The organism is Enterococcus sp. AZ095b, from assembly GCF_051714725.1.
Classification (GTDB): domain Bacteria; phylum Bacillota; class Bacilli; order Lactobacillales; family Enterococcaceae; genus Enterococcus_B; species Enterococcus_B pernyi.
This window is the reverse complement of sequence record NZ_JBIOSL010000001.1, coordinates 2,164,745-2,189,127: the sequence shown is the minus strand read 5'-3', so window position 1 is coordinate 2,189,127 and position 24,383 is coordinate 2,164,745. Positions and strand designations below refer to the sequence as shown.

Annotated in this window: 24 protein-coding genes; 17 read left to right on the top strand and 7 right to left on the bottom strand. The window is 38.6% G+C overall.

Annotated features, from left to right (window positions below; all coding sequences use genetic code 11):
* The first annotated feature begins 45 nt into the window (after positions 1–45).
* The 5 genes from IGJ99_RS10430 (at position 46) to rhaM (ending at position 5,280) form a co-directional block, all read left to right on the top strand.
* Complete coding sequence (locus IGJ99_RS10430; RefSeq protein WP_023520088.1) at positions 46–981, top strand: ABC transporter ATP-binding protein; 936 nt, start codon at positions 46–48, stop codon at positions 979–981.
* A gap of 11 nt (positions 982–992) precedes the next feature.
* Complete coding sequence (locus IGJ99_RS10425; RefSeq protein ID WP_409173523.1) at positions 993–2,093, top strand: ABC transporter permease; 1,101 nt, start codon at positions 993–995, stop codon at positions 2,091–2,093.
* Complete coding sequence (locus IGJ99_RS10420; protein ID WP_023520086.1) at positions 2,093–3,223, top strand: ABC transporter permease; 1,131 nt, start codon at positions 2,093–2,095, stop codon at positions 3,221–3,223. The genes IGJ99_RS10425 and IGJ99_RS10420 overlap by 1 nt, the downstream gene beginning before the upstream one ends.
* Before the next feature lie 265 nt (positions 3,224–3,488).
* Entirely contained in the window at positions 3,489–4,559 is a 1,071-nt protein-coding gene (locus tag IGJ99_RS10415; RefSeq protein ID WP_409173522.1) for a hypothetical protein, read from the top strand.
* A 397-nt stretch (positions 4,560–4,956) separates the two neighbouring features.
* Positions 4,957–5,280, top strand: a complete 324-nt coding sequence (gene rhaM / locus IGJ99_RS10410) for an L-rhamnose mutarotase (protein WP_010734796.1) — start codon at positions 4,957–4,959, stop codon at positions 5,278–5,280.
* A 73-nt stretch (positions 5,281–5,353) separates the two neighbouring features.
* Here the strand turns inward: rhaM and IGJ99_RS10405 are convergent, their stop codons facing one another.
* Complete coding sequence (locus IGJ99_RS10405) at positions 5,354–7,294, bottom strand: ABC-F family ATP-binding cassette domain-containing protein (protein ID WP_438748410.1); 1,941 nt, start codon at positions 7,292–7,294, stop codon at positions 5,354–5,356.
* A gap of 215 nt (positions 7,295–7,509) precedes the next feature.
* On the opposite strand from IGJ99_RS10405, the gene IGJ99_RS10400 reads away from it, so the two are divergent.
* Together IGJ99_RS10400 and IGJ99_RS10395 are read left to right on the top strand one after the other, a co-directional pair.
* Positions 7,510–8,166, top strand: coding sequence for a redox-sensing transcriptional repressor Rex (locus tag IGJ99_RS10400; RefSeq protein WP_010734798.1), 657 nt, complete (start codon positions 7,510–7,512; stop codon positions 8,164–8,166).
* A gap of 299 nt (positions 8,167–8,465) precedes the next feature.
* The gene (locus tag IGJ99_RS10395; protein ID WP_409173520.1) at positions 8,466–10,709 is read left to right on the top strand and encodes an ATP-binding cassette domain-containing protein; all 2,244 of its coding nucleotides are present in this window, start codon (positions 8,466–8,468) and stop codon (positions 10,707–10,709) included.
* A gap of 17 nt (positions 10,710–10,726) precedes the next feature.
* Here IGJ99_RS10395 and IGJ99_RS10390 read toward each other — a convergent pair whose 3' ends face one another.
* Complete coding sequence (locus IGJ99_RS10390; RefSeq protein WP_438770813.1) at positions 10,727–11,113, bottom strand: thioredoxin family protein; 387 nt, start codon at positions 11,111–11,113, stop codon at positions 10,727–10,729.
* 278 nt (positions 11,114–11,391) lie between these two features.
* Here IGJ99_RS10390 and IGJ99_RS10385 point away from each other — a divergent pair, with 278 nt between their 5' ends.
* Both IGJ99_RS10385 and IGJ99_RS10380 read left to right on the top strand, forming a co-directional pair.
* Positions 11,392–12,315: a permease gene (locus tag IGJ99_RS10385; protein WP_023520083.1), complete on the top strand. Its 924-nt coding sequence runs from the start codon at positions 11,392–11,394 to the stop codon at positions 12,313–12,315.
* Between the two features lie 10 nt (positions 12,316–12,325).
* On the top strand, positions 12,326–13,165 hold the full coding sequence (locus IGJ99_RS10380; RefSeq protein WP_062804858.1) for a TIGR03943 family putative permease subunit: 840 nt from the start codon (positions 12,326–12,328) through the stop codon (positions 13,163–13,165).
* A gap of 158 nt (positions 13,166–13,323) precedes the next feature.
* Here IGJ99_RS10380 and IGJ99_RS10375 read toward each other — a convergent pair whose 3' ends face one another.
* Complete coding sequence (locus IGJ99_RS10375) at positions 13,324–13,797, bottom strand: threonine/serine exporter family protein (protein ID WP_010734803.1); 474 nt, start codon at positions 13,795–13,797, stop codon at positions 13,324–13,326.
* 15 nt (positions 13,798–13,812) lie between these two features.
* Positions 13,813–14,565, bottom strand: a complete 753-nt coding sequence (locus IGJ99_RS10370; RefSeq protein WP_023520080.1) for a threonine/serine exporter family protein — start codon at positions 14,563–14,565, stop codon at positions 13,813–13,815.
* Positions 14,566–14,789: 224 nt separating this feature from the next.
* On the opposite strand from IGJ99_RS10370, the gene IGJ99_RS10365 reads away from it, so the two are divergent.
* From IGJ99_RS10365 to IGJ99_RS10335, 7 genes are all read left to right on the top strand, one after another.
* The gene (locus IGJ99_RS10365; RefSeq protein WP_010734805.1) at positions 14,790–15,179 is read left to right on the top strand and encodes a TetR/AcrR family transcriptional regulator; all 390 of its coding nucleotides are present in this window, start codon (positions 14,790–14,792) and stop codon (positions 15,177–15,179) included.
* A 3-nt stretch (positions 15,180–15,182) separates the two neighbouring features.
* Positions 15,183–15,563, top strand: coding sequence for a hypothetical protein (locus IGJ99_RS10360; protein WP_023520079.1), 381 nt, complete (start codon positions 15,183–15,185; stop codon positions 15,561–15,563).
* Positions 15,564–15,846: 283 nt separating this feature from the next.
* Entirely contained in the window at positions 15,847–16,566 is a 720-nt protein-coding gene (locus IGJ99_RS10355) for a DNA/RNA non-specific endonuclease (RefSeq protein ID WP_023520078.1), read from the top strand.
* A 258-nt stretch (positions 16,567–16,824) separates the two neighbouring features.
* Entirely contained in the window at positions 16,825–17,091 is a 267-nt protein-coding gene (locus IGJ99_RS10350) for an IreB family regulatory phosphoprotein (RefSeq protein ID WP_002290885.1), read from the top strand.
* Positions 17,088–17,519: a Holliday junction resolvase RuvX gene (gene ruvX / locus IGJ99_RS10345; protein WP_010734808.1), complete on the top strand. Its 432-nt coding sequence runs from the start codon at positions 17,088–17,090 to the stop codon at positions 17,517–17,519. Before IGJ99_RS10350 ends, ruvX begins: the two co-directional genes overlap by 4 nt.
* Before the next feature lie 21 nt (positions 17,520–17,540).
* Complete coding sequence (locus IGJ99_RS10340; protein WP_010734809.1) at positions 17,541–17,846, top strand: DUF1292 domain-containing protein; 306 nt, start codon at positions 17,541–17,543, stop codon at positions 17,844–17,846.
* Between the two features lie 150 nt (positions 17,847–17,996).
* Entirely contained in the window at positions 17,997–18,437 is a 441-nt protein-coding gene (locus IGJ99_RS10335; RefSeq protein WP_023520077.1) for a GNAT family N-acetyltransferase, read from the top strand.
* 67 nt (positions 18,438–18,504) lie between these two features.
* Here IGJ99_RS10335 and IGJ99_RS10330 read toward each other — a convergent pair whose 3' ends face one another.
* The 3 genes from IGJ99_RS10330 to IGJ99_RS10320 all read right to left on the bottom strand — a co-directional run bounded on the left by IGJ99_RS10330 (position 18,505) and on the right by IGJ99_RS10320 (position 23,331).
* Positions 18,505–19,827 carry a 2-hydroxycarboxylate transporter family protein gene (locus IGJ99_RS10330; RefSeq protein ID WP_010734811.1) on the bottom strand — a complete coding sequence of 441 codons (1,323 nt, stop codon included), beginning with the start codon at positions 19,825–19,827 and terminating at the stop codon, positions 18,505–18,507.
* Between the two features lie 263 nt (positions 19,828–20,090).
* Positions 20,091–21,731 (bottom strand): malolactic enzyme, encoded by a 1,641-nt coding sequence (locus IGJ99_RS10325; RefSeq protein WP_224434148.1) that lies wholly within the window; start codon positions 21,729–21,731, stop codon positions 20,091–20,093.
* A gap of 205 nt (positions 21,732–21,936) precedes the next feature.
* Positions 21,937–23,331, bottom strand: coding sequence for a PLP-dependent aminotransferase family protein (locus tag IGJ99_RS10320; protein WP_438770923.1), 1,395 nt, complete (start codon positions 23,329–23,331; stop codon positions 21,937–21,939).
* 92 nt (positions 23,332–23,423) lie between these two features.
* Between IGJ99_RS10320 and IGJ99_RS10315 the strand changes: the two genes are divergently transcribed.
* On the top strand, positions 23,424–24,383 hold the full coding sequence (locus IGJ99_RS10315) for an ornithine cyclodeaminase family protein (protein ID WP_023520072.1): 960 nt from the start codon (positions 23,424–23,426) through the stop codon (positions 24,381–24,383).

The window sequence follows — 24,383 nt, the reverse complement described above, 5'->3', positions numbered from 1 at the left end:
TACAGTTTCTCTTTTTTTTATAAAATAAAGAAAAGGAGTGATTGAATGAATATACTCAGTGTGCAAAAATTGACAAAAAAATTTGGACAGAAAATTGCTGTGGATGGTGTGTCATTTGAAGTACCAGAAGGAACGATTTTAGGGTTACTAGGTCCAAATGGAGCAGGAAAGTCAACCGTTATCAATATGATTACTGGTTTATTGAATAAGACATCTGGAACGGTTCAGTTGTTTTCAGAAGAGATGAGCGAGCGAAAAAGAGAACTTAGGCGAAAATTAGGCGTTGTTCCGCAAGAGTTAGCGATTTATTATGATTTGTCTGCTGAAGAAAATGTCCGCTTTTTTTGTGGGCTATATGGACTCAGAGGGGAAGAACTAAAAAAGAATGTAGAAAAGGCATTGAGAACGGTTGATTTGTATGAACGAAGAAAAGAGCGACCGAGTGCTTTTTCTGGAGGAATGCAACGACGATTGAATATTGCAATGGCGATTGCCCATCAACCTGCTTTACTGATCATGGATGAACCGACAGTGGGGATCGATCCACAATCTAGAAATTATATTTTAGATGCCATTGAAAAAATGAAAGAAAACGGTACGACGATCATCTATACGAGTCACTATATGGAAGAAGTCGCACGTTTGGCGGATGAAATCGTCATTATTGATAAAGGTCAAGTGATTGCTATCGGTAGTGAAGAAGAATTGGTGAATCTCGTCACGGATAAAATCAATCTGCAAATCACTGTGGAGAATCCAGAGGCACTGGATTTAGAAGAAATCAATAATATTAACGGGATCATCAATGTTTCACTCGACAAACAGCAAGTACAGATCGTGACGGTGCTTGAGAGCAAATTGTTGAATCAAATATTAATGATACTGATCAAGCAAGAAGTTAGCGTAGTCGATGTACTGCAACAAGCTCCAGATTTAGAAACAGTTTTTCTTAGTTTGACTGGACGTAATCTACGTGATTAGGAGGAGTGAGTATGAATGAAAGAATAATTATCCGGACCCTGATACAAAATTTTCGTGAAAAATCCAATTACATTTATTATCTCGCTTTTCCGATCACGTTGATGTTTATTCTAGGGGCCGTCCTCCAAGGTGTATTCAATAATGACATAACCTCTGATATGGAGCCATTGACGGTACTATATCAGGTAGACGATCAAGAAGTTCGTGAAATATTCCAACAAGTAAGTTCTTTTGCAGAAGGTGCTATTCATTTTGAAGAAGTGACAAATGAAAAGGAAGGATTAGCGAATATAAGACAACAAGAAGCTGATGCTTACTTACATTTTTCCGATCGCATCGAAGTGCAGAGTCGGGAATTGACCAATGTAGAAAAAACAATCCTACAAAGCTATCTAGTAGAAATCGTACAGGAAATCAAACGACAAAGTTTCATTATGGAACAGCACTTGCCACCAACTACTGGCCTAGTTTCAGCAGAGCAGTTTACAGAGGCGATTGTCGTCGATCAAGAAAATCAACGAGAAAGCGCATCTTCCTACCAATACTATGCGATTGCTATGATTAGTCTATTTGTTTTATATTTTTCTGAAATTGGTCTGAGCATGTTTCGAGAAGCACGACAGCATGGAACGGTGCAAAGAGAATTAGTCACGCCACTTAGCCGTAAAACAATCATTTTTTCGACATTTTCTGGACACTTCATATTTGGCATGTTGGTAGTGTTGGTCTTGATGCTCATCTCTCAATTTTTATTTGATGTTCCATGGTATTTAAGATTTGGCTTTTCTTACCTAAACTTAATCGCACTTATGGGCAGTTTTCTCGCACTCGGTTTATTTTTAGAAACCATTGGAGACCGTGATGAAAAAAGAATTGGTTCTGGCATTACCCAGATATTTATTCAACTCACTGGATTTTTAGGTGGTGCCTATTTTCCAACGAATGAAACAATGATGGGATTGTCACCATTAGGTTGGGTTTTAGCATCTGTAAGAGAAAGTTTGTGGACCAACAATTCCTTACAAGGGTTAGGTATCTATGGAAATTTTGGGTTAATGTTTGTTTTACTCATGTCGTCAGTCGTCATTTTAGATAAAAGGGAGGTATTCTAATGAGAGATATCTTTTGGATCGTTAGAGAACGGTTGGTTCTTTGGAGAAATCGACCATTGCAAATCTTGTTTCTTTTAGGAATTCCTTTCTTGAGTGTCGTCCTTTATCTTTTTGCTTATGGAGATCAAGAAACGAATCTACTGACGATAGGGGTAGTTGATCAGGACCGCTCATCCTATAGTGAATTGCTTATTGAAAGTTTGGAAAAACGAGTCAGCGTTCAGGAAATTGGTTCAGTAGAAGAAATCGATCAGGTTCTTTCCCGACAACAGGCGGTGGCAGTCATCACAATCCCTAAAGGTTATCAAGAAAATGTTTCTGAAAATACGAAACTCTCTCTCCGAACATTCCAAAAAGGGGAGCTGTTGGAGAATATCGACCGATTGACCCAACGCGCATTGGCAGAAGTTTCTAGTATCCATCTGTTAGCAGAAGCTGAAGGGGAGGACGAATCGCTGGAACGCTTGAAAGAATCGACAGAAATCGAGATCAAGCAAGTAGATCAAAGCACAACGACCGAACGAATGTCAGTGCAAATCGTTGGCTTTTTGTTGATGATGTTTCTTTTCCAAGCAGGTAATTTTGGAACGACGACGATTCAACAAGAACGACGAAATAAAATTTATACGCGTTTGATGACGACTTCGGTAGCTAAAAGTACGTATTTTATCGGGACAACGATTTTTGCGACATTCGCTATGCTGATCCAAGTAATGTTAGCAGTTATCGTCATGACAAGTCTATTCAACATCGACCCAGGGTTAAGCGCTTTTGATTTGATTGGCCTACTAAGTCTATTTAGTTTATTAGCGGTAGGTTGGTCGATCGCGATTGGTGTGCTTGCACCAAGTACAAGTGTGGCAGCGGCTTTGCAAAGTATTTTGATTACCGTCACAAGTTTACTATCGGGTGCTTTGATCCCCCATGAGGTGATGCCAGAATTGATGCAGAACGTATCGATGATTACTCCGCAATATTGGGTCTTGACGATTATCAAAAACCTTCAATCCGGACAAACATGGGGAGCTAACAGTAGGGAAATACTCATCTTGGTCATTTATATTCTATTCTTTCTAAGTTTGGCGATATATGGATATACGAGAAGAACGAGGCAAGAAGTATATAGCTGAGCAAAAAAGCGTGAGGTAATTCATGATGGATACGCCAAATTAAAAGAAAAACAAGAGACCGATACAGAAGTATTTAACCTCGAAAAATAAGGCGTCATCCACGGAATTTGTGTTTCAAATTTTTGTGGATGGCGCCTTGTTTTTGAAGAGGTTAAGTTCAATAAAAACGTCAAGTCTTTTTTTTGCATGTATAAGAAAAGAAAGGCGAACGAATCGATTTACAAACTGTATACTCATTTTATCAACAGAAACAAGGAGGAATATTATGAGAATCAGCCAACGTATCAGGAATATCTTTAGTCAAAATCAGGAACCAACCTTGACGATTGAAAATCAACAAACTTCTTTTAATGAGTTTGACAAAACGGTCAAAGAAGAAGTAGAGAAAATTCTAAAACACCAGATACCTGACGGGGCTTGGTCAAGTAAGGAAGCTGCCATCATTCGCCTCCAACAAGCAGAAAAAATTGCAATCAACTGCAAAGACAGTGGACAAAATGAGTTGACTAATCAAATAACTAAGTATTACGATAAAAATTTCTATTTATCGGATTATATACATTTATGGTTAAGTATCGATAAAGAAAAACTTGAGCAATTTCAGCAACAGAAAAATCGAACAATCGATGGAAATGTCGATGCTAGTGTGCTTACGAGATTAGTTCAGTCATTAGAAGAAACCGTTGATATACGAAAGGGAATCCTTCAGTTCTGCTTAAAGAATCCAAAGTACAATCGACTGCTGAAGGATGAGGTAAGAGAAGAAGTGAGCCACCGAGCGAAACCTAGCTTTTTTATGCTTGATCCGATGATCCAAGAATATTTGAAAGACATGGACAAGCAAGAAGCCGCTATTCCATCAACGAATGTTCAAGAAGATTCATTGACTAACCTGTCATCAGAGAGCGTATTAGAAAAAAATAATCGTCTGAAACAAGAACAGGATGCTAGACGAGTGGGTGTATTTGAAACGGTGATGGTTCAAAATAGAAAAATGACCATCCTAGAAAAAAACAAAGAGCCCCAAGAATTAGGAACAGCGTCATCAAAAGATGATCAGAGTCAAAAAAAACAGTTATCATCAGTGCTAGATGCGAGCAAGAATAGCGCCAGACAAAAAAATAAGAAGGCTATTATCATCGCGAATAGGAAAGTAACCATTTATCAAAAGAAACAAAAATCAATGAATAATAGAAGAAGATTCGTCTTTATTCGGAACCAACTAAGAAAACTTAATTTCAGAAATCGAAAAAAAATAAGTTTCTTAAAGCAACAAGCAAAAGCAAGCAAGAAAGTAAGAAGTAGACGAACCGATTACTTTAACTACCTTAGATAAGGGGAAAACAAGGTGTAAAGTTTATCCTATGGAATGATTATCTTGTTACTAAGTAACTAAAGGACTTGGCATTTTACTTTTTCTTAATGAATTATCCTAACAAAAGACAACTATTATAGTGAAAATTCTTCAAACTTTTCTTCTATTCTATATACATACCAACCAACAACCCTATACTTTTTCATTTTTACTCCTCAAGTAAAAATAAACTCCTAGACCGCGGCCACCCACCGCGGTCGCTTTTTTGTCCTATGATGAATTCCTGTGAATCTGCCACCATTATCCTTATTTTTTGCTATTGTAAACGCTTGCTTTAAATTGGAAAATAAAGAAGTAAGAACCAAATGATAATTGCTAGGGTCGAGCAGATCGAACAATCAGTGAAAGGGGAATAAAAATGATCAAAAAAGCAGTAAAAATGAAGTTGTACCCAGGATACGAAGCAGAGTACCTCAAAAGACACCATGAATTGTGGCCGGAGATGCGTGACATGTTGGCTGAACATGGTGCGCGCTCTTATTCGATTTTTCTTGATCCAGAAACAAATACTCTTTTTGGGTATCTAGAGATTGAAGATGAAGAAAAATGGCGCCATGTACCAGAAACAGCAATCAATCAAAAGTGGTGGGTGTTCATGGAAGATCTGATGGAAACAAATCCAGACCATTCTCCAGTAACTGTCGAATTGAAACATGTTTTCGATTTATATCAACAAGTCTAAAGTAAAACCGCTGAAAGCAGGATATAAAGCCAGCTTTCAGCGGTTTTGTTTAAAAAGGATGACAGGAGCGAGTCTATTGATTATTTTCGATTTCTTCTAACTCAAGACTCAAGTTTTCCCATTCAGACAACTTTTCTTCTTGTAGTTGATGTGCTTCATCAAGCGCTTGATTTAATTCATTCAATTTGACATGATCATCTAATACAGCAGGAGAAACCATCTGTTGTTCGAGTTCATCCACTGTTTCTTCTAGTTGAGCCATATCTTCTTCGATTTGCGTGATCTTACGTTGCAAGCTCCGCATGATCTTTTGTTGCTCTTTGCTTTGGAAGTAAGTGGATTTGTTTGTTGAAGGCGTGCTGACCTCAGGTTGTTCAGCTGCTAACAGTTCCGCAATTTCTTCTTCTTCTTTTTTCTTTTCTAAATAATAATCATAGTCCCCCAAGTAGACTTTGCTTCCGTTTTCTGAGAGTTCAATGACTTTAGTGGCGATACGATTGATGAAGTAGCGGTCATGAGAGACAAAGAGCAATGTTCCTTCATAGTCGATCAATGCATTTTCCAACACTTCTTTATTGTCGATATCTAAGTGGTTGGTTGGCTCATCTAAAATCAAAAAGTTCTCTTGATTCATTGCTAGCTTAGCTAACGCGACACGTGCCTTCTCTCCACCACTTAACAAGGGGATCGTTTTTTCAACGTCTTCACCAGAAAATAAAAAAGCGCCTAAAATCGAACGGATATCTTTTTCTGGAACGGTTGGATGTTCATCCCACAATTCAGCTAGAATCGTTTTATTAGTGTGCAGTTCCGCTTGTCCTTGATCGTAATAACCAATGCTGACATTCGTACCAAGTATTTCTTTTCCACGGATGAAAGGCAGCTGTTGGATGATCGATTTTAGTAAAGTGGATTTACCGATTCCATTTGGTCCCACTAATGCGATTGCTTCTTGACGACGGATATCCAAGTTGATTGGTTCAGATAAGATGGTGCCGTCATAGCCAATAGCGGCATCTTCTACTTGCAACACAACATTTCCCGAAGGTTTCGCCACGTTGAAGAGAAAATGAGCTTGTTTCTCATCTCCTTGTGGACGGTCTAACCGTTCCATTTTTTCTAATGCCTTTCGACGACTTTGGGCACGTTTTGTCGTTGACGCACGGACAAGATTTCTGGCAACAAAATCTTCGAGTTTATTGATTTCTGTTTGTTGTTTTTCATAGGCTTTCCAATCAGAAGCTAATTGTTCAGCTTTCATATCTAAATATTTGGAATAATTTCCTTTATAGTGACGCATCTTTTTCCGACTTAGTTCATATACCTCAGTCGCCACTTTATCCAAGAAATAACGGTCATGGGAGACAATCAGAAGGGCACCAGTATAACTTTGCAAATAGTTTTCCAACCAAGCAAGTGTTTCGATGTCCAAGTGGTTGGTTGGCTCATCCAGGATCAAGATATCTGGATGTTGTAAAAGCATCCTAGCTAAAGCTAATCTTGTTTTTTGACCACCAGATAACGTATCGATTCTTTGCTCGTAAAACGACGGATCAAATTTGAATCCATGCAATACAGAGCGAATTTCATTTTCATAACTATAGCCGTTCTTATCAGAAAAATCATGCTGCAATTTATCATATTCTTTCAAGAAGGCTTGATAAGCCGGCGTGTCAGGAGTGCCTTCACTGATAAATACTTCAAGGTCACGCATCCGCTGTTCCATCAAGCGCACTTCTTCAAATGCTTTTAGCATCTCATTCCAGACGGTTTCAGTGGAATCTAATCCTGTATCTTGGGCCAAATAACCAAGGGTAGCTGTTTTATTTTTTGCGATATTACCTACATCTGGGGCTTCAATGCCAGCAATGATTTTTAATAATGTCGATTTACCGGCGCCGTTACGTCCGACTAAAGCGATACGTGCGCCCGTTTGGATCTCTAAGTGGATATTTTCAAATAAAATCTCAGCGCCAAAATGGCGAGCGATTTGATTGGCTTGTAATAGTATCATCGAATCCTCTTTTCTACTTTGTGAATTATCCTAGAATTTCATGGACTTTTTCTATTGTAGTCTACCACAAATTCATAGTTACTGCGAGGTTCTGAGAAGCTAGGAAAATGAGAATAAGAATAAAAATTCACAATATACAAGCAACGAAATTGATTTTTTTGTGTAAGTACTGATATGATGTATAAATCGAGAAGAAATACAGTGGAGGTAATGAAGTGAAAGACCATGTAATTCCAAAGGCAACCGCAAAACGCCTGCCTTTATATTATCGTTATTTAAGAATCTTGAATAACGCAGGTAAGAAAAAAGTTTCATCAACTGAACTAAGTGAAGCAGTCCAAGTAGATAGTGCGACGATCCGTCGTGATTTTTCCTATTTCGGCGAACTAGGAAAACGTGGTTACGGTTATGATGTAGAGGACTTGATGCATTTCTTTGCAAAAACCTTGAATGATGACCAATTGACGAACGTTGCATTGATCGGGGTCGGTAATCTAGGAAGTGCCTTGTTGAAATATAAGTTTCACCAAAGTAATAGTATCCGTGTCAGCTGCGCTTTTGACGTGAACCCAGAAATCGTGGGTCGGATCGTTGATGGTATCCCCGTTTATCCAATGGATGACATGATCGAACAAATCAAGATCCAACAAATCGAAGTGGCAATCTTAACGATACCTGCCGAAAAAGCACAAGAAGTAGTGAATCGTTTGACAGAAGCTGGTGTCAAAGGGATATTAAACTTTACATCTGCTCGACTAAATGCACCATCCGAAGTATTGATCCAAAATGTCGATTTGACGAACGAGTTACAAACGTTGATCTACTTCTTGCATTCCGATGCGTCCTTGCATGAGCATGACGACAACGAATAACCGGAAATAAAGAAAAGTTAAACCATCAATGACAAACTATTTTTCTATTCACTAGAAAAAATAGTTTGTTTTTTTATGATCTTTTTTAGAAATAGATAAAAATAAGTGATATTTTCCTTCATTGGCGTCTCTTCAATTAGGAGGCTGATAGGTGAACAACTGAAAGCTTCGAAATTTATTATAGTGATACATTGTTTCTGTGTTATAATAATACTTCACCAAAAAAATCGAGGGAATACGGGAGGATCAGCAATGCAGGAATATATCAGGATACATAATGCCAGACGGGAGGATCAGCAATGCAGGAATATATCAGGATACATAATGCCAGACAGAACAATCTAAAAGGGTTTGATTTACAAATCCCAAAAAGAAAGATCACGATTTTTACAGGTGTCTCCGGTTCGGGAAAATCTTCCATCGTTTTTGATACGATTGCCCAAGAAGCGGGAAGACAACTCAATGAAAATTTCTCTAAATTTGTGCAGAATTTCTTACCTAAGTATAGTCAGCCAGAAGCAGATGCCATCGACAATTTATCTATGGCAGTCGTTGTAGATCAAAGCCGTTTAGGTGGAAATTCGCGTTCAACACTAGGAACGATCACAGATATCAACCCACTGATCCGCTTGCTTTTCTCTCGTATTGGCATTCCCCATTTAGGCCCCGCTTGGAATTTCTCATTCAATGATCCTCACGGCATGTGCCCAGCGTGTGAAGGGATTGGTCGGATCGTTGGATTGAATCTAGACAAAGCGTTAGATTTAGAAAAATCGTTGAATGAAGGAGCGATTATACTTCCAGGCTACAAAGTCGGATCTTGGTTATTGAAGTCTTTCACGAACACAGGTTTTTTTGACAATGATAAGCCATTAAAGGATTATTCAACAGAAGAAATGGAAAAGTTCTTGTATGCTTCAGGAGAAAAAATCGATTCGTTGTATATGGAAGGGATGAGTTCGACCTATGAGGGATTAGTGGCACGTTTCAATCGTTCCAATATCAAAGGGGGCAATGAGAGCTCTGCCGCGACCCAGAAAAAAATCGCAGCGTTCATGGATGAACAAAGATGTCCAGAATGTCAGGGAAAACGATTCAATCAAAAGGTTTTGGGCTGCAAGATCAACGGATATTCAATCGCAGATTTCTTAGCGATGCAACTGGATGAACTATTAGAAATCTTACCGGGGATCACAGATGAAATGATCCAACCAGTGTTGAAAAATCTCCAATCACGACTACAAGATCTGATCAATATTGGGTTAGATTACGTTTCTTTAGATCGCGAGACAGCGACTTTATCTGGAGGAGAAAGCCAACGAGTGAAAATGGTCAAGCACTTATCTTCTAGTTTGAATGACGTCATTTATATCTTCGATGAGCCTAGTATTGGGTTACATCCACGAGATGTTCATCGGTTAAACGAACTATTGATCAAATTGCGTGATAAAGGAAACACGGTCATTGTTGTAGAACATGATCCAGATGTCATCAAAGCAGCAGATCATATCATTGACGTTGGACCAAAAGCAGGAAAAAATGGTGGGTATATCACCTATGAAGGTAGTTACGAAGGATTACTGGCTTCAGATACATTGACAGGAAAAGCTTTTGGACAAATGACAGATTTCAAACAGGAGCCAAGAAAAACAGACAAGTTTATTGAAACTTCAAAATCGACATTGCATAATCTTAAAAATACTTCTCTCAGAGTACCATTAGGTGTTTTTACAGTAGTGACCGGAGTAGCTGGTTCAGGAAAGAGCAGTTTAGTGAATGGTGTGTTTGCGAAGGAGTACCCGGAAGCAATCAATATCGATCAGTCAGCTGTTGCAGGGAATATTCGTTCTAACCCAGCGACTTATTCAGGGATCATGAACGATATCCGCAAGGTCTTCTCGTTGGAAAATAATGTTTCTGCCGGACTGTTCTCTTATAATTCAGAAGGGGCATGTGAAACTTGTAAAGGACATGGTCATATCAAAATGGAATTATCTTTTATGGATTCTGTAGAGGTCCTTTGCCAAGCCTGTGGCGGTAAACGATTCAAAGAAGAAGTTTATCAGTACAAATTAAAAGAGAAATCGATCGATGAAGTATTAGCGATGAGTGTGACTGAAGCGGTGGCATTTTTTGAAGAAAAATCGATTCAACGAAAATTGAAACAAATTTTAGAAGTAGGGCTAGGATATATGACGTTGGGACAACCGTTAAATACATTGTCAGGAGGAGAATGTCAACGGTTGAAACTGGCGAAAGAATTAAGTAAAAAAGGCAATATCTACATTATGGACGAACCAACAACCGGTTTACACATGGCAGATATCAAGAGTATCTTAGAAATCATCGAGCGGTTGGTCAATAAAGGCAATACGGTCATCGTCATTGAACATAACCTGGAAATCATGAAGGCGGCAGATTGGTTGATCGATGTAGGGATCGATGGGGGAATTCGTGGTGGCGAGATCCTTTATGAAGGAACACCAGAAAAAATCGTTACTTGTGAACAGTCGATCACAGCTCGTTATTTGATGGATGTTTAAATAAAAAGAGCGACAAGTCATTGTTTGTAGAAAATGACTTGTCGCTCTTTTTTCAAGTGATCAAATAAAGTATCGTAGCCGATTTGATCACTTGATTCATTTAATTGATCTAAACGCTTTGTCAGTTGTTCAAATTGAATAAAGCGGGCTTGTCGCTCGACTTCTTTTCCAAAATGGAAGAGCAAGATCACTGGTGCAGTAAATGTTTGGAATGTGCCAGCTACTTCCGGCATCTCGAAGGCATCTAAATGATACGCTGGGAAATTATAATGAGTCAATAATTGTTCCAATTTTGGCACTACTGCATGACAAACACTACAATTGGGGGTGGAAATCGCAAGCACGACAGTCGGTTCTTCTTGGATAGTTTTTAAGACTTCAGTTAAATCATGGGTTTCTTTCATGGTGATAACTCCTTAAGGTTACTTTTAGCACATCGCTAATTCGATGGTGAAAAAGTATTCAGTCGTATACAGATAGAAAATAGGCAAATGACTCTCTTCTTTTTACCTGAATCTTCATCTTAGCTGTGCTAAAAGTAAATCCTTATGACGGAGATGTCAATAAAAAAGCTTTTTTTGATTTCTTAAACTTATGAAAAAAATTTAAGCTTTCTTGTATTTTATTGAAGAAAAGCGTATATTGATGGGCGAATGAAGTTCAAATGACAAGGAGAAATTATATGTTTTCGTTTATTCCAAATTCGGTATCGCAGATGGGAACGATTTTTTTATCGATCGTTATCGAAGCCTTGCCGTTTGTTTTATTGGGATGTATCATCTCAGGTGCTTTACAAGTATTTTTGACCCCCGAACGTGTCAAACGATGGTTACCTAAAAATCGCTTTTTATCGATTATTGTTGGGTCTATTTTAGGTTTTTTCTTTCCTTCATGTGAATGTGGGATCGTTCCAATCGTTCATCAGTTTGTAAAAAAAGGGGTTCCTGTCCACACAGCATTTGCGTTTATGCTCACTGCGCCAATCATTAATCCAGTCGTGATCTTTTCAACTTTTATTGCATTTGGCAATACTTGGAAAATGGCGGGTCTGCGCATGTTAGGAAGTTTTATTGTCGCACTGATTGTAGGTGTCTGGTTGGCCTATATCCAAAAAGGCACAATCTTGAAGTCTTCATTTGATTCAGCGATGGTTGAGCCTAACTCCCATACACATGAGCATGAGGAAGTGGAAGCAATCGCACCACAGAAATGGGGATATCGAATCCTCCATGTCTTGACTCACTCGATTGATGAGTTCTTCGATACGGGCCGCTATTTGATCATTGGCGGTTTGATTGCTGCAGGGATGCAAACCTATTTACCTACGAGAGTGATGTTGACGTTAGGTTCGACAAAGCTATTAGCCATTTTGATCATGCTAGTATTGGCATTCACGATGTCTCTTTGTTCCGAGGCGGATGCGTTTATTGGTTCCTCTTTGTTAAGTCTTTTTGGAACAGCGCCAGTTGTTGCTTTCTTAGTTTTTGGACCAATGGTGGATATCAAAAACCTATTGATGATGAAACGTTACTTCAACACACGCTTCATCGTTTCATTGATCGGGCTGATTGCCTTAAGTGTTATCGGCTTTACACTATTTATTTAGGAGGAGAATCATGCTGCGATTTTTGATTTTATCTGGTTATTTTGAAATGATGATGTATCTTCAAGTTTCAGGGCGTTTAGATCAATACATCAATGTCCATTATCGTTATTTGGCAGTATTATCGATGGTTTTATCTGCCTTACTAGCCTTAGTTCAGTTGTATCTTTGGGTAAAAGCAGATGGAAAAAAAGGAGTCCATGAGTCCCATGATTCTCATGATCACGGATTATCAAAACCGTATCAGCGTTGGATTGCTTATCTCTTATTAGCCTTGCCGATCGTTGTAGGAACACTGTTTCCGACAGTTAGTTTAAACACAACGATCGTGGAAGCGAAAGGGTTCAACTTTCCACTAAGCAAAGAATCTGTCGGTGATCCACAAGTGCAAACGCAATATTTGAAACCAGATACGAGTATTTATTTCAATAAATCCGACTATCAAGATCAAATGAATGAGTTAAAAGACAAATACGAAGATGAACAAACGATTGCGATCACAGACGATAATTATTTAGAGATCATGGAATTGATCTACAACTATCCAAGCGAATTCATTGGTAAGAAAGTCTCTTATGAAGGCTTTATCTATCAGTCGAAAAATGACAAGGCTACTGATACCTTTCTCTTTCGATTTGGGATCATCCACTGTGTTGCTGATTCCGGGGTTTTTGGATTGTTGACGCATCTGCCAGAAGGAATGACTGTGAAAAATGATGACTGGTACAAAGTCGAAGGAACGATCCAAACCGATTTTTATCAACCTTTCAAGCGAGAGATTCCTTCAGTCGTAGTGACGAAAGTAGAAAAAATCACTGCTCCTGAAAATCAATATGTGTATCGTGCATTTTAAATGAACGAAATAAAGTTGTAGTCATGTACAACACAAATAAAAAAGTGATAAGAGATGAAACTCGTAAGAATTTCCTCTCTTATCACTTTTTTTATTAAAGCTTGCAAGAATCCCACAGTATGATTGCTCTGTACAAAAAAGATTAAAGCGAGAAACGCTCATTTTTTCTTTCTTCTCTTCAATACAATCGCTTCACGTTTCAGTTTAAAACTACGGATATTGTGGTTGAATACTTCTGATATCACTAGACCTAAGGCAATCGCTCCAGCAATCATGATCGCTTGAACAGTGAAAAATGCCGCATCTTGATAAGCACCTGTAACTAAACTGCGAACAGCTTGATAGGCTAAGCCTCCAGGAACCAGTGGTACCATACCGGGGATATTGAAAATCGTGACGGGCATTTTTAGTTGTTTAGAAAAAAGATCACTAGCAAACGCAACGCCTAATGAACCTAGTAATGAACCTAAAGCTGCACCGCCACCCATAGCTAGACACAACCAATAGATCATCCAACCTACGGCACCAGCTAAACCACACCAAACTAAGGCTTTCCTTGGTACATTAGTGATGATTGCAAAGGCAGCGGTCGCTAAAAAGCTAAAAGAAAATTGAATCAATACATGCCACATGGCTAAAGTCCTTTCTTAGTAGAAGATTTGAAAGATAAAGGCGATTGCAAAACCAATCATCGCCGCAGTCATCATCGCTTCTGCTCCACGAGAAACACCAGAAACGTAGTGCCCCGCTAATAGATCACGAATCGCGTTGGTGATTTGAACACCAGGAACCAACGGCATGACACAACCAATGATGATCAAATCCTGATTGAGACCGATTCCTAAACGCACACTTAAAATAGCGGCAATGCCGATAATCAAAGAGGAAAGGAATTCAGCTAAAAACTTGATTCTAAAAAAACGCAAACTGCAAAGATAAACAATGTAGCCCACTCCACCAATCGACAATGTGATCGGTAAATCTTTCAATTCGCCACCAAATAAAATCATGATCGTCCCGCTAATGATAGCAGCGCTGATGATTTGTAGCCATACTGGGAACATCCGACGATCTTTCTCGACTTCTTGTAATGCGCTATATAGTTCTTCCAAAGTCAATTCATTGGCAACATATTTTCTTGAAAGATTATTGACCTTGACTACTCTTTCTAAATTGATCGTTCGATTGGTGATTTGTTCCATGCGGATCGTCGAAGTCCGATCAAATCCGATAAATAGTCCTGTTTGGGTCACGTAGCTAACTAAGCGATAATTTCCAGAAGCAGAAGCGATCCGACTCATCGTATCTTCTACACGGTACATCTCTGCATTACTTTCCGTCATTATTTTTCCCGCCAATAAACAGGTATTAAGCAATAAATCTAAATCTCTTTCTGGCATGGCATTTTCTCCAATAGTTGTTTTCTTGTATTTATTTTACTACAAACAAATTGGAAAACGTATAAAAAGAAAACTTGAATCAAAAAAATAAGCAGTGAAAGGTAAAATAAGATCCAAGTGAGAGCAATGCAGAAGAGATCCAAGTGTTAAGTCAACAGTTAGGCTAAATCAAGCTTTTTGGTTAATTGTTGACCAATCGTTCAATAATGTGGCATAATTAAGTTATGGGAAGAACGAGAGAATTTAATGAAGAGAAAGTTTTACTAGAATCGGCAAAAATATTTGCCAAAAATGGGTATGCAGGGACGTCGATCAGTCAATTGGTAAAAGCGACTGGCTTGCTTCGAGGAAGTTTATACTCTGCTTATTATAGTAAAGCTGGTTTATTTACGACTTGCTTTAACTATATAGCTGAAGATGGAGTGACCGATAATGGGTTATTGATTGATTTATTGATCATCGCATTATTAGAACGTACGGCAGATGACAACGAAGTAAAGAAAGTCGCACAGAAGGTAATCACCGCTTTGGAAGAGAAAAACGAAGGTTCGATTGAAACGATCATTGCTGATCGAGTCATGCGTCGAGCGGATCTTACGGACAGGGGGAAGTAGAAAATGGCTAAAGTTGAAATCCAAAATGATCGATTGATCATCAGTATGGAGGGCGTACGAAAACTGTGGGCATTGAAAAATGAAATATCCACACCATTATCCAATGTATTAGGCGCAACTGTGGATGCCGATGTCTGGGAAGATACACCGAAATTTGGCGAAAAAAGAATGGGAGTTGATGCCTATGGACATTATTTTGCCGGAACATTCGTCCAAGATTCAAACAAGGTATTTTATGACCTCAAAAGAAAAGAAAACGCAGTCGTTATCACACTAAAAGATGAAGAATTCAATCGTCTCATCATTGGAGTAGAAGACCCAGAAGCAACAGTCGCGATGATTGAACAGGCAATGAACAGAGCAAACTTTGTAAAAGAAACTTGAAATAAGAATCGATGTTGAGCGCCTAATTGTCCTATCGGAAAACGTATTTACTTGGTGATAGAATAGATAAGAAGATCAATCGAATCGAGTGATGAAGTTTTAGTAACAACCTAGATTTCCTTTCACGTGGAAATTTAGGTTGTTTATTTTAGGAAATAGACTAAACATGCGTATATAATTTTTGAAGAAGGAATTGTTGAAAGAATTTAAATACTTCTTTATTTTAAAAAAGGGGAACGTATGTTAAGATTTATGAAGTTCGACTGAATAAAGGAGTAGATACATGAGCAAAAAAACAACCAAAACAATCATAGGAGTCGCAGTTGCTCTTTTAGCTGGTGCATTAGGGATTTCAACGACGCAAAAAGACTCTGATCTCGTTCAACAACTGACAGGTTTATTTGATTCAAAACCTCAAGTCTCACAAGTGGCGAATGTTCCAGAATACGACGGCACGCACCAAGAAATCGAAATCAATCAAAATAAGCCAACTTTTACAAAAGAAGAACTGAGCTTAGATAAAGGAACATGGGAAAGTTATTCCGATATCGATCGACTGAATCGTGTAGGTCAAGCCAATGCCATGTTAGGAAAAGAGATGTTCCCTAAAGAAAAACGTGAGTCTCTTTATATCGATCCTACAGGTTGGAAACAAAAAAAATTGAGTGACGGACAATGGCTTTACAATCGAAGCCACTTGATAGGTTTTCAGCTAACTGGTCAAAACAATAACATCAAAAATTTGATGACAGGGACTCGTTCGTTGAATACCCCTCATATGCTGGCACATGAAAATGATATTGCCGCATACATCAAAGAAACCAATCATCACGTTCGCTATCGGGTAACACCACATTTTGAAGGGGAAGAACTAGTAGCACGAGGTGTTCAGTTAGAAGCCCAAAGCATTGAAGATAACCAAATCTCGTTCAATGTGTTTATCTATAATGTGCAAGACGGTTATACGATCAACTATCAAACGGGGCAAGCTAAGAAAACATGATCCATAGGCGTTCGTTATTTGAATATTTTGTGAATTTTTTGAAAAAACAGAGAAAAGACTTATTTTTGATTAAATATCACGTATACTGTAAGAAAGTGTACTCATAAATGTTGGAATCGATACAATCAAATAAGAAATCATTATTATTTTTATATTTCCAGCGAAGTTGGAATATTTATTTGTAGTTTTACCACATTTCGAGTAAAATAAAGGGTGTAGAGGGTAATTTGACTACCCTGCGGAAAGAGGTGTAGAATCATGGGTTTTACAGATGAAACCGTACGTTTTGGTTTTGATGATAGTCGTAAAAAAGAAGTCAGCGAAACATTAGCGATCGTTTATCGGGCTTTGGAAGAAAAAGGCTACAATCCAATCAACCAGATTGTGGGCTACTTGCTTTCTGGAGACCCGGCCTACATTCCTCGTTATCGTGATGCAAGGAATCTGATCCGTCGTCATGAACGCGATGAAATCATGGAAGTGATCGTCAAAGACTATCTCTCAAATCATGGAGTGAATCTATGAGAGTGATGGGCTTGGATGTCGGCTCAAAGACTGTAGGTGTCGCTGTTAGTGATCCTTTTGGCTGGACTGCACAAGGCGTAGAGATCATTCGTATCGATGAAGATAAAGAAGAATTTGGATTTGAACGATTGGCAGAACTGGTCAAACAGTACGAAGTAGATCGTTTTGTTGTAGGCTTGCCGAAAAACATGAATAATTCAATCGGTCCGAGAGCAGAAAGCTCAATGGTTTACGGAGAAAAGATCAAAGAAATGTTTTCTCTACCAGTCGACTATCAAGATGAACGACTGACTACCGTCCAAGCAGAACGCATGTTGGTCGAACAGGCAAATACGTCAAGAGCAAAAAGAAAAAAAGTCATCGATAAGCTTGCTGCGGTGATGATTTTACAAAATTATTTAGATGGTTCGGGAAAACAACTATTTTAAAAAATGAAAAGAGGGGTTCTAATGGCAGAACACAATCATACACATGATCATGAAGGACATGAACATATCACATTGGTCGATGATCAAGGAAATGAAACATTATACGAAATCTTGTTAACAGTCGATGGACAAGAAGAATTTGGTCGTAACTACGTATTGCTTTATCCAGCCGGCGTACCGGAAGATGAAGATGTAGAATTACAAGCCTATGCCTACGTTGAAAACGAAGACGGAACAGAAGGCGAATTAGAACAAATCGAAACAGATGCTGAATGGGATATGATCGAAGAGGTCTTCAATACATTCATGGCTGAAGAAGAAGAATAGTATTAAAATAGTGGAGAAACCTTGAAATGACAAGGTTTCTCTTTTTTTATCATTCTTTTGATCAAGGAATTGACCATGGTTCATTTCGATAGAAAAATCCATACTATCCTTAGCATAGTATATAACCTTAGAGAAGAAAGGAAGACCAAAATGATCAGAACTGCTCGTGTGGAGGATGCAGAAACCATAAACAAGCTAAATAAGGAAGAATTAGGGTATGAGATGCCACTTTCGGAAACAACGAAGCAATTAAAATACATCTTGGCACAGCCAGAGATCTATGTCATTGATGTTTATGAGGAAGAAGGGACGAGGAAAGTATTAGGATATGTCCATGCCCAAAAGTATGCAACATTGTTAAGTCCAACGTTGTTCAATATTTTAGCATTAGCAGTTTCTTCAAAAGCGCAACATCAAGGAATTGGCAGACGATTGATGGAGAGTGTTGAGAAGCAAGGAAAAGAACGTGGCTACTTTGGTGTTCGACTAAACTCTGGCGAATATCGCAACGAGGCACATCGTTTTTATGAACGTATCGGCTATCATTCAACCAAATGGCAAAAGCAATTTCAAAAAAGATTTTCTAAATGAATGATGAAGGTCATCGCAAAAAAACTTCTCGAATAATGATCGAGAAGTTTTTTTACATTTATTCGAATTAAGAAAATAGTTGCATCAAAAATCCTGAAATGATCAAGACGATCGCTCCACCTAAACGATTGCCCATTTGAGCAAAAGCAATCAATTCCATGCGGTTTGATGCGGATAAGACGGCAACATTTCCTGTACCACCCATTGAATTGTTACATAGTCCTGCTGTAATCGTTGATTCGATCGGATAAAGTCCAAATAGACGACCAACAAATGCAGAGACAAGGGAGATGACGATGACACTTGTTAAGCAGAGTACGACGAATTGCCATGTTAAAGCAGAAGCTAAAACATTCAAATTCAATAAAGCAATCCCGATACCTGCTAAAACAGCTGCCGTTAAGTTTTTAACAATCAAGTTATTGAACATGATTGCTGCATCTTCGTAGTATTCAGGAAGAACATTGGTGATTTTACAGATGACCACAATAATGATCATGAAAGCATAAGCATGAACTTTTGGTACAAAGAAATTACAGATTTGGCCAAGAATAAAGAATGTGATCGAGACCATTAAACCAACACCTAATTGAGGGATAGAAGGTTTCACATTGCGTGGTTTGCCGTCACCTAGATCGCCTTTTTCCATCAGTTTCCCATTACCATTCAATTTTGGCATGGATTGTCCAGCACGAGCCACTAAAGCGGCTCCGATAATGGCTAGCACATTTGTCATTGCAGTTGCAGGGATCAAACGTGAAATAATAGCAGAAGCATCTGTTCCTAAGACGTTTGCATAAATAGTTGATAGTGGAACAGCGCCAGCACCTACACCACCAGCCATGGCAGGTAAAGAGATGTATAATACGGAATTAGCGAAGCCATTTCCAATCAACATTCCCACAAGTCCAACTGCAAAAAATGAAACAACCATAGAAATAAGTGCAACAGGGATAAAACGAACGGAAGCCTTCATCAATAATTTGCGGTTCATTCCTAGAATACTTCCGGTAATCAAAGCAGCGATATAAAAGTCTAAAAAGCCCATATTATTGACAAAGTTTTCAGTTGATTTCACGACATAATCAGGTAAAATACCAAAGGTTGCGATAGCTGCGGAAGCGAAGATCGCAAAAACAGAACCACCACCTAAATAACTTTTGACGATTGGGATTTTTGTCCCAATAAAATGGAATAGATTCCCAAAAATGACGAGCACGGCGATAGGACCGATCATATTTGTTGGTAATTTACCTAATGCCATCGCAACGATCAAAACGAGAACCATGATCAAATAGATAGGTAAACTGACCCCACTGATTTTTGTTTCCCAAAAACCTTCTTTGTTTGTCTTAACGACTGTAGAAGTCGTTTGTTCTTGATGTAACATTCTTACAGATCCTTTCCTTGATTAACGTAAGAGGAGTTCCCTATGAGTTGGAAAATAATCTAAAGCTATTCCTCAACTGGCTCCAGTATTTCTTGGCAAAAAACACCCCTTGGATCAATTCGTTGAAAAATAGTTGGTTTTCCTATTTCTCGGTGAACGAATGATCCAAGGCTTCGATGTTTACCATGCGTATTTTTTACTTTAAGTCTCGTTTTGCTCAGAACTGTTTAGTAACGAATTATTGTGAAAGAGACTAGCGTGAATTAAGCTTCTAAATCTTGATATTCAGGCACCCATTTAGCTGCTTCGACAGCTGCTTTGATGTCAGTGATTTCTTCACGGTTCAATTGTTGATTCACGACTGATTGAGCGACTGTTTCAGCAATCGTTTGTGAGAATTCAGTGATTCTTGCAACTGGTGGTAAAATAGCTGCCCCTGGTTTTGTGACATCAACGATACCACCTAATGCACGACTTGCTTGTGAGATGATCTCAGCGTTGACACGAGTAGCTGTTGAAGCAATCAAACCAAGTCCTAAACCTGGATACATCAATGCGTTGTTTGCTTGTCCGATTTGATAAGTCACGCCATTGTATTCCACATCATCCGCAGGGATACCTGTTCCGACTAATGCTTTTCCATCTGTCCATTCAATCAAATCTTTTGCTTTTGCTTCTGCTAATTTTGTTGGGTTAGACAAAGGCATGATGATTGGTCGTGGTGTATGGCTAGCCATTTCTTTGACGATTTCTTCTGTGAATGCCCCTGGTTGAGTAGATGTACCAATCATGATCGTTGGGTGAATTGCTTTGACAACAGCTTCTAAATTAGTCAATTCTTCACTATTGGTAAATTCTGAACGTTTACGTGCAAAAGGAATTTGTCCAGGTGTCAATCCTTCAGTATCTTCGAATAATAGTCCTTGTTTATCCACTTGATAGAAGTGTTTACGTGCTTCTTCTTCTGGTACACCTTGACGGATCATTTCATCTAATAAGATATTCGCAATGCCGACTCCAGCTGTTCCAGCTCCGAATGTTAGGATCGTTTGATCTTTCAAGGATTCACCAGAAATATTCAATCCGCCGAGTACACCAGCTAGTACGACGATCCCTGTTCCTTGGATGTCATCATTGAATGTCGTGATTTTGTCTTCATATTTTTCTAAGATCGTTGCGGCATTGCCACGACCAAAGTCTTCCCAGTGTAACAATAATTCAGGGAATAGTTCTGTAGCAGATGAAACGAATTGGTCGATGAATTCATAGTAAGAATCACCTTCGACACGCGCATGTTTGTTTCCTAGATATAACGGATTATTCAATAACTCTTCATTGTTTGTACCAGCATCGATCGATACAGGTAATACTTGCGCTGGATTGATACCAGCAGCTGCTGTATAAACCATTAGTTTTCCAATTGCGATGTCAACACCATTAACTCCCCAGTCACCCATTCCAAGGATACCTTCTGCATCTGTAACAACGATCAAACGAATATCACGACCAGCTGCGGCATTTTTCAAACTTTCTTTGATCAATTCTGGTTCATCGATCGAAAGAAATGCAGCATCTTGTGGTTTTAAGAAAATTTCATTGTATTGTTCGATTGCATCTGCAACTACTGGATCATATACTACCGGCATAAATTCTACTAAATGTTGTCCCATCAATTTATAGAAAAGTGTGCGGTTTGTATTGAATAAGTTCATTAAGAAAATACGTTTTTCTAAATCAGTTTGTTTGCTTAGGTATTGGCCATATGCTTGCACAGATTGTTGTTCTAATGTTTGGACTGTGCTAGGAAGCATTCCGGCAATCCCGTATTTTTTACGTTCTTCTTTTGTAAAAGCAGTTCCTTTATTTAAAAATGGATTATTTAATAAGTTTAACCCTGTTAGCATGAATGATTCCTCCTAAGTTTTAATACATACGAAGTATAGGATTCGCTCAAGGCTATAGTCAAAATAGGTAGTTATGATAAATTTTATTTATATGACAATAGAAAAAAGAGGAGCCTATGATTAAAAATAGGCTCCTCCTCGATGGGGATTCGAGCAGTTAAAAACAAAAAGAATGAGTTGGATCATTTTGATTTTATATGATAAGTCATCGTTGAAAGTACACGATTTCTTTCTTGACGATTTCAAGTCCTTTCGTTAATACTTCCAAAGGATTAGAGGATAAAGCAATTCGAATAAAAGGATCATGTTGCGGTTGTGTCGTAAAACGATGTGAATGATAGACACGAATCCCTTTATTTAAAAAAGCTTGTTCGATCGTTTTCGGAGACAGATCATTTCGAACAGGGAGATTTCGATAAAAAGGAAGTGGATTGGTCGGTCGAGGCAAGTTGAAAAGTGTATCGAATCGTTCATTTGCTTGTTTTGTATAGCTGGATTTTGTTTCGAGTATGTCCTGTGCGGTTTCTGAACATAGGATTTGCGTGACAATCTCAGCATCTAAACTTGAGGTTTTGACATTGATATTGAAAATCGCCTGTTGGATGTTTTGTTTGTACTTATCGGGAAATACTAGAAAGGCAACACGCATGCCTGCACAGATAAACTTGGTCATTCCGGCAAGATAAATGGTTTGTTCAGGAAGTAACTGCTGGAATGAGGGAATGGGTGTTTTTTGATTATAGGTAGTCAAAAAAGAATGGATGTCGTCTTCGATCACGATCAATTGTTGCTTTGTAATGACTTCTTTTAGCTGTTGCCTCCGTTTTGCAGATAGTTGAAACCCAATAGGATTGTTACATGAAGGCATCAGAAAAATACCGTGGATTGCTTTTTTCCGACATTCTTGTTCAAGTAATTCTGGAAGCATACCCTCCGCATCAAAATCAATCGGCACGATTTCCATATGGTAAAGGTGAGCAAGCTCAATGAAATTCGAATAAGTATAGCGATCGACTGCCAAACGATCTCCTGGAGAAAACAAAGCAGCTAGCGTGATCGCCAAGCCGTTTTGGACACCTGAAACAATAGCAATCTGTTCCCTTGAAGCATAGACACCTTGTGTTCCCAACCATTTTTTGGCAATCGTCAATTGATAGGTTGTCCCTAATGGTTCACGGTAGCTAAGAAGTCCGTTAGTCGCATGATTTTGTGAAACAGCTTGAATACAAGGAGTGATCATTTCGTTGCATTCATCAAATGAACTGACTAACCCAAAATCAATGACATGATCAGGTACTTGATCAGAAGAAATAGTGATGGAGGTAAACGCATTTGGGGAAACAAATGTCCCACTCCCGATACTTGTATAGAGTAACCCTTTTTCTAGACCCAACTTATAAGCTTGACCAACTGTTGTGAAATTGATGTCTAAAAAATCAGCTAGTTCTCTTTGGGAAGGTAACCTTGTATTTTTTTGTAATTTATTTGATAAGATATCAGCTTCTAGCTGCGTGATAAGTGATTGGTAGATTGGGCGATGTAACTTTTTTTTATCTGGACGCCAAGTCAGTGGATAATTCTCATAAGAGTTGATCGACATACTCGTTCCTTCTTTCAAAAATTGTATTCCATACAATTATATCATTGAATGTATTGTTTTCGGGCGCTAGGATAGAAAAAAGGAGGGGAAATATGCAAATCATCGATAGTCATAAAGTAATCACCCATTTTAGTTTTACAGAAGCAATCAACGTAATGGAACAGTGTTTTAAAGATTTTCAAGTCGGAAAGATTTCTCAAGAGAATCGAATGGTCCAACAATTACCAGATGGCGAGAAACAAAATGTATTTGCGATGATGCCCGCTTATTTGGGAAGAAACCGGTACTTTGGTTCAAAAATCATCACGGCTTTTCCAAGCAATCACAAACAAAAGCTACCATCACATTTGGGTGAAATCATGCTCTTCGATTCAAAAAACGGGCAACCCGTCGCAATGATCGATGCGAATGCCGTGACTTGGATACGAACAGCAGCAGTTTCAGCATTAGCCACAGATTATCTAGCAAAGCCATCAGCAGATACACTCACATTGATCGGAACTGGACAACAAGCAGTTTCACATCTAGCCGCAATTACCTGTGTCCGAAAGATTCACCGTGTATATGTCTATGATTTAGATGAAACACGACGAAAACAATTTATCCTAGAACAGCAAACTAATTATCCAAAACTGCGTTTTATTGATTGCTCGACATTGGCTGAAGCGACTATAGAAGCAGATATTGTCTGTACTTTAACACCTAGTAAACATGCTTTTTTATCAAAAAAAGAGGTTAAACCAGGCACGCATATCAATGCAATCGGTACATTTACACCAGAGATTCGTGAATTAACGAGTGATTTGATGGCATCTGGACAATTGTATGTAGATGATTACCAAGCGGTCAAAAGGGAAAGTGGCGACTATTTGATTCCCTTGTCAGAAGGGAAAATTGATCAGACAAACATCCTCGGTTCTCTAGGTGAATTAGTCACCCATCAGAAAACAGGGCGTACAGACGAACAAGCGATCACGATCTTTGATGCGGTTGGCTTAGCAGTGGAAGATTTATGTTGTGCCGAATATATTTATCAAAAAGTAAAGGAGTAG

Excerpts from the sequence above, each read along its gene's own strand:
- IGJ99_RS10340 (WP_010734809.1), top strand. The coding sequence starts at position 17,541 with ATGGCAGAACACAATCATACACATGATCATGAAGGACATGAACATATC.
- IGJ99_RS10420 (WP_023520086.1), top strand. The coding sequence starts at position 2,093 with ATGAGAGATATCTTTTGGATCGTTAGAGAACGGTTGGTTCTTTGGAGA.
- IGJ99_RS10415 (WP_409173522.1), top strand. The coding sequence starts at position 3,489 with ATGAGAATCAGCCAACGTATCAGGAATATCTTTAGTCAAAATCAGGAA.
- IGJ99_RS10395 (WP_409173520.1), top strand. The coding sequence starts at position 8,466 with ATGCAGGAATATATCAGGATACATAATGCCAGACAGAACAATCTAAAA.
- IGJ99_RS10375 (WP_010734803.1), bottom strand. The coding sequence starts at position 13,797 with ATGTGGCATGTATTGATTCAATTTTCTTTTAGCTTTTTAGCGACCGCT.
- IGJ99_RS10355 (WP_023520078.1), top strand. The coding sequence starts at position 15,847 with ATGAGCAAAAAAACAACCAAAACAATCATAGGAGTCGCAGTTGCTCTT.
- IGJ99_RS10390 (WP_438770813.1), bottom strand. The coding sequence starts at position 11,113 with ATGAAAGAAACCCATGATTTAACTGAAGTCTTAAAAACTATCCAAGAA.
- IGJ99_RS10380 (WP_062804858.1), top strand. The coding sequence starts at position 12,326 with ATGCTGCGATTTTTGATTTTATCTGGTTATTTTGAAATGATGATGTAT.
- IGJ99_RS10425 (WP_409173523.1), top strand. The coding sequence starts at position 993 with ATGAATGAAAGAATAATTATCCGGACCCTGATACAAAATTTTCGTGAA.
- IGJ99_RS10370 (WP_023520080.1), bottom strand. The coding sequence starts at position 14,565 with ATGCCAGAAAGAGATTTAGATTTATTGCTTAATACCTGTTTATTGGCG.
- IGJ99_RS10330 (WP_010734811.1), bottom strand. The coding sequence starts at position 19,827 with ATGTTACATCAAGAACAAACGACTTCTACAGTCGTTAAGACAAACAAA.
- ruvX (WP_010734808.1), top strand. The coding sequence starts at position 17,088 with ATGAGAGTGATGGGCTTGGATGTCGGCTCAAAGACTGTAGGTGTCGCT.
- IGJ99_RS10405 (WP_438748410.1), bottom strand. The coding sequence starts at position 7,294 with ATGATACTATTACAAGCCAATCAAATCGCTCGCCATTTTGGCGCTGAG.
- IGJ99_RS10325 (WP_224434148.1), bottom strand. The coding sequence starts at position 21,731 with ATGCTAACAGGGTTAAACTTATTAAATAATCCATTTTTAAATAAAGGA.
- rhaM (WP_010734796.1), top strand. The coding sequence starts at position 4,957 with ATGATCAAAAAAGCAGTAAAAATGAAGTTGTACCCAGGATACGAAGCA.
- IGJ99_RS10350 (WP_002290885.1), top strand. The coding sequence starts at position 16,825 with ATGGGTTTTACAGATGAAACCGTACGTTTTGGTTTTGATGATAGTCGT.
- IGJ99_RS10315 (WP_023520072.1), top strand. The coding sequence starts at position 23,424 with ATGCAAATCATCGATAGTCATAAAGTAATCACCCATTTTAGTTTTACA.
- IGJ99_RS10360 (WP_023520079.1), top strand. The coding sequence starts at position 15,183 with ATGGCTAAAGTTGAAATCCAAAATGATCGATTGATCATCAGTATGGAG.
- IGJ99_RS10430 (WP_023520088.1), top strand. The coding sequence starts at position 46 with ATGAATATACTCAGTGTGCAAAAATTGACAAAAAAATTTGGACAGAAA.
- IGJ99_RS10320 (WP_438770923.1), bottom strand. The coding sequence starts at position 23,331 with ATGTCGATCAACTCTTATGAGAATTATCCACTGACTTGGCGTCCAGAT.
- IGJ99_RS10365 (WP_010734805.1), top strand. The coding sequence starts at position 14,790 with ATGGGAAGAACGAGAGAATTTAATGAAGAGAAAGTTTTACTAGAATCG.
- IGJ99_RS10385 (WP_023520083.1), top strand. The coding sequence starts at position 11,392 with ATGTTTTCGTTTATTCCAAATTCGGTATCGCAGATGGGAACGATTTTT.
- IGJ99_RS10335 (WP_023520077.1), top strand. The coding sequence starts at position 17,997 with ATGATCAGAACTGCTCGTGTGGAGGATGCAGAAACCATAAACAAGCTA.